At 36.9% G+C, this 5,283-nt stretch carries 5 protein-coding genes; all 5 read left to right on the plus strand.

What is annotated here, in order from left to right; all coding sequences use genetic code 11:
• Nucleotides 1-551, plus strand: a 551-nt coding sequence (locus VLB74_RS03425; protein ID WP_325202058.1) for a sensor histidine kinase, incomplete at its 5' end; no start/stop codon positions are given.
• Between the two features lie 7 nt (nt 552-558).
• The gene (locus VLB74_RS03430) at nt 559-1,314 is read left to right on the plus strand and encodes a LytR/AlgR family response regulator transcription factor (RefSeq protein ID WP_325202059.1); all 756 of its coding nucleotides are present in this window, start codon (nt 559-561) and stop codon (nt 1,312-1,314) included.
• Nucleotides 1,315-1,953: 639 nt separating this feature from the next.
• Entirely contained in the window at nt 1,954-3,312 is a 1,359-nt protein-coding gene (locus VLB74_RS03435; RefSeq protein ID WP_325202060.1) for a T9SS type A sorting domain-containing protein, read from the plus strand.
• A 120-nt stretch (nt 3,313-3,432) separates the two neighbouring features.
• A complete protein-coding gene (locus tag VLB74_RS03440; RefSeq protein WP_325202061.1) occupies nt 3,433-4,008 on the plus strand; it encodes a non-canonical purine NTP diphosphatase in 576 nt (191 codons plus the stop codon).
• Nucleotides 4,009-4,107: 99 nt separating this feature from the next.
• Nucleotides 4,108-5,283, plus strand: a 1,176-nt coding sequence (locus VLB74_RS03445) for a DEAD/DEAH box helicase (RefSeq protein WP_325202062.1), incomplete at its 3' end; no start/stop codon positions are given.

Below are 5,283 nucleotides of genomic sequence, written 5' to 3' on the forward strand. Positions count from 1 at the left end.
AAAGTTTAATTTACAACAACCAAGATCAAGACGCCGTAAATTATCTTACCAAGTTCTCCAAATTGACAAGACAAATTCTCGAAAATTCGACCCAAAACTACATTTCATTAGCTGAAGAAGTAGAAATGATTGAAAACTATCTCGTCATTCAACAACTTTTATACAGCAATAAGTTTAACTATGAATTGGCAGTAGACGATGCAATCGATATGGAAACCTTGTTACTGCCACCGATGTTAACACAACCATTTATAGAAAATGCCATTAAGCATGGCCTAAGCAACAAAACAGAAAAAGGCAAAATAGATATCAGTTTTTATTTAAAAGAGAACAAATTGTTTTTTAATGTTTCTGATAATGGAAAAGGATTTGAAACGTCCCAAAAAACAACGGGTCATAAATCATTAGCGATGACCATTACCAAAGAACGTTTGATAGGCTATACCAAAAACCAAAATTTTGCAGTGCTGACCGATAACATAAAAGACAATGATGAAAATATTGTTGGGGCAAAAGTCAGCTTTGAAATCCCTTATATTTACGAAAACTAAAAAGCACATGTTACGAGCCATAATTATTGATGATATCGAGAATATCCGAAAAAAAAACAGCGCCATAATTAAAGCTACCTGCCCTACGGTTTCCTTAATAGGCGAAGCTGATTCTGTAGCATCCGGTGTAAAAATCATAAAACAATTGTCGCCCGATCTTGTTTTTTTAGATGTTGAAATGCCTGATGGAACCGGTTTTGATTTGCTTCAAAAAGTAAAACCAATCAATTTTAAAGTCATTTTCATTACAGGTTATGAAGACTTTGCCGTTAAGGCCTTCCGGTTTTCTGCCATTGATTATTTGCTAAAACCTCTTGATTCTGATGATTTGACAGAAGCGATAAGAAAAGTAGAAAATTCACTTAGTAAGGAAATTTTTGATGTGAAACTCAGTAATCTGTTTGCTAATCTGGAAAGACCTAAAAACCTTCAAAATCTTATTCTTAAAACTGCCGATAGAATTTATTCTGTTAATATTCAAGATGTTGTAAATTGCGAATCGGATAAAAACTACACTACGTTTCATTTCATAAATGCTCCTAAGTTAGTGGTTTCGACTAATCTCAAAGAATATGAAAGCTTGCTGACTCCTCACAACTTTTTTCGCACACATCAGTCGCATTTAATAAACATGGCCTATTTCGATCATTTTATAAAAACGGATGGTGGAAACACTATTGTCATGAAAAACAAAATTAACATACCGCTTTCGGTTCGCAAAAAAGAAGAGTTTTTGGTATTGCTTGAAAAGTTTCAGGCATAAAATTTATAAAAAAGCGAATATCTCTTAAATTCTAACGAATATCTCTCAGAAACAATCGGATGTTCATTGGTTAAAATTCTGGTTTTCATTTCATCTATTTTTGAAAAACAAACTCGAAACAACAAATTTCATGAGAGCATTAGCGTAGTTTTTGAGTAAAGCGGTAAAAAACCTCAAGAAAGGAATGAGGGAAGAATTACCTTTAGTTTCCATGCCAAGATTCTTTTCTTCCTTCTATCTTGATGTGCAAAAAATCAACAATCCCAGTTATCCTTCCAATTTTTAAGAAATGTTTTAAACCATAATAACAAATTTTGCACCTAACCTTTATAAGCCAGTCAATCAACTGGTTTTATTTTTGCATTCTTCGTCATCACATTTCTTATCAAATTAATAAAGAAAGTCTGGAACGGATTTCAGTGAAAGTACCACGAATTTCATTTCAAAATCAACGAATATTCATTCATTAAAATCTGTATTTTTCTTTGCTTTAATATTGCAACAGGTTTGAAAACATTACTGATAAAATAACAATAAAACAATAGTTTAAAACATAAAAATAATCTTACCTTAGGCTCCGTTTTTAAAAAAAATAGATATAAAATACTTACAGTCTTGAAAACCAAACTAAATATACTTATGAACAAAATCTTTACTTTACTTCTCCTGATTGCATCAGGAACACTGTCCTATGGACAAAACAACTGTTGGTTAAAAATCGCATCTGCAAACGGTCATACAATTGCCATTGCAAGTGATGGGACCTTATGGAGTTGGGGCAATAATCCCAGTGGCCAATTAGGTTTAGGAGATACCACTGTCCGAATAGCACCCACTCAAATAGGAACGGATAACGATTGGCAATCCATTTCTCCCTCTTCAGCTATTAAAACAAACGGAACTTTATGGGTTTGGGGTTCCAATAATAATGGACAATTAGGACTGGGAGATACAACGAACAGGTTATCCCCAATCCAATTGGGAACGGATACCAATTGGCTAAGTACTACTGTTGGCAGTAGTGCACATAGTTTAGCCATTAAAACCGATGGTACGCTTTGGTCATGGGGTTATGGTGCAAGCGGACAATTAGGACTGGGCGGCATTTATTCGGTATCAACACCAACACAAGTCGGTACTGCTACCAATTGGAAAAGTATTTCAACGGGGTCAAATCATAGTTTAGCCATTAAAACGGATAACACTTTATGGGTTTGGGGAAGAAATGCTTCAAGAGAATTAGGAATTACTGCAACTGAGAATCAAACTGCTCCTGTAGTCAGAGGAAACACTTGGCTTTCTGCAAGCGCCAGCGACTTATTTAGTTTAGCCGTTAGATCTGACGGAACTTTATGGGCTTGGGGAACAAATGGTTTCGGGCAACTGGGTATTGGAAACAATAGTTCGCCATTTCAACCAACCCGAGTAGGAACGGATACAGATTGGACAAAAGTAGTAACAGGAACCTATCACACCATTGCCATAAAAAACAATGGTACGCTTTGGGCTTGGGGATACAATAATTACGGGCAATTAGGATTGGGTACAATTGATGGCGATCATTTTAGTCCGGCTCAAATAGGAACAGCTACTGATTGGTTGGACATAGAAGCAGGAAGTTATTTCGGAGTGGCTAGAAAATCGTCAGGAGAAATTTCAGCATGGGGAAAAAATGATTTAGGTCAGCTAGGTTTAGGAAACACTACAAATAACAGCAATCTTACTGTAGTAAACTGTCCGACTACTTTAAGTTCAGCAAGTTTTAATGCACAAAATTTAAAAGTGTATCCAAATCCTGTAAAAGACATTTTAACGGTTTCAAATGATGGTGAAATTACTTCAGCGGCAATTTATAATTTATTAGGTCAGGAAGTTTTAGCAAAAGCCATTAATGCTAACGAAGACACAATTGATGTTTCAAGTTTGCAGTCTGGCACCTATCTGATTAAAGTAACCTCAGATAACGCTGTTAAAACCTTGAAATTCATTAAAAAGTAAGCCTAAAGGTTTCAAAATTCAAATCTCAAATTCCAAAAGAGTTTGAGATTTTTTTATTAATACTATATTCCCCAAACAGCTATATTTGCAGTCTTTGCAACTAACCCACAACAACGAAACATGTTACAACTGGTCTTCGCCTCCAACAACAAGAATAAAATAAAAGAAATCCAGCAATTACTTCCGGATAGTATTTCCATTTTATCTTTGGAGGATATTGGTTGCGATGTAGATATTCCCGAAACAGCCGATACTATCGAAGTCAACGCCATCCTGAAGGCAAATTATGTTACTGAACATTACGGTTACAACTGCTTTGCCGATGACAGCGGTTTGGAAATAGAAGCGCTAAACGGAGCTCCGGGTGTTTATTCCGCGCGTTTTGCAGGGCCGCAGCGAAATGACAACGACAATATCAATAAAGTGCTGGATCTTCTGAAAAACGAAACCAACCGAAAAGCAAATTTCAAAACCGTTATCGCCCTAAATTTAAATAGCGATCAGCACCTTTTTACCGGAATCATCAACGGAGAAATCACAAAAGCACCAATCGGAAGCAATGGTTTCGGTTACGATCCAATTTTTATTGCCGAAGGTTTTTCTGATACTTTTGCTCAAATTTCACTCGAAGAAAAGTCCGCCATAAGCCATCGCGGCAGGGCTGTTGCTCAATTAGTTGCTTTTTTAAAACAGTAACTTATTGATTTTCAATTCGTAATAAAATTTTAATATTGAATTTTGCATTAGTTTATTCCATTAATAAACAATACCTTTGCACCCAATTTAAAATATTTTATGAATAAATTTGAACAATTAGGATTGAATGAGTCGCTACTGCTGGCGATTAAAGATCTAGGATTTGAGAATCCGTCAGAAGTGCAAGAAAAAGCGATTCCAGTACTATTGGAACAAAACACAGATTTAGTTGCCCTAGCGCAAACAGGTACAGGGAAAACCGCCGCTTTTGGTTTTCCACTAATTCAAAAAATTGATGCTGAGAACAGAAATACTCAGGCATTAATTTTATCGCCGACGCGAGAATTATGCTTACAAATCACCAACGAGATTAAATTATACTCAAAGTACATAAAGGGGTTACATACTGTGGCTGTTTATGGTGGTGCAAGCATTACAGAACAAGCTAGAGAGGTAAAACGTGGCGCACAGATTATTGTGGCTACGCCAGGTAGAATGCAGGACATGATTAACAGAGGTCTTGTAAACATTAAAAACATCGATTTCTGTATCTTGGATGAGGCAGATGAGATGTTAAACATGGGATTCTACGACGATATTTGTTCCATTTTATCGGACACACCAGAGGAGAAAAACACTTGGTTATTCTCCGCAACCATGCCTGCTGAAGTAGCACGCATCGGAAAACAATTCATGTCAGAACCGGTAGAAATTACGGTAGGACATAAGAACTCAGGTTCAGCAACGGTTTCTCACGAATTTTACTTAGTAAATGCCCGTGACCGTTACGAGGCTCTAAAACGTTTGGCGGATGCTAACCCGGATATTTTCTCGGTAGTTTTCTGTCGTACAAAAAGAGACACTCAGGCGATTGCCGAAAAATTAATCGAAGACGGATACAACGCTGCTGCTTTACACGGGGATTTATCTCAGGCGCAACGTGACGGGGTAATGAAATCATTCCGTGGACGTCAGATCCAGATGTTGGTTGCTACAGACGTGGCTGCCCGCGGAATCGACGTAGACAACGTAACACACGTAGTAAACTACCAGTTACCGGATGAAATCGAAACCTACAACCACCGTTCTGGCCGTACAGGTCGTGCAGGAAAATTAGGTACTTCCATCGTAATTATCACGAAAAGTGAATTGCGTAAAATTTCGGCTATCGAAAGAATCATCAAACAGAAATTTGAAGAAAAAACAATCCCTAACGGAATTGAAATCTGCGAAATTCAGTTATTACACTTGGCTAACAAGATTAAAGACACGGAA

It is taken from the genome of Flavobacterium sp., from assembly GCF_035456225.1.
Lineage (GTDB): Bacteria > Bacteroidota > Bacteroidia > Flavobacteriales > Flavobacteriaceae > Flavobacterium.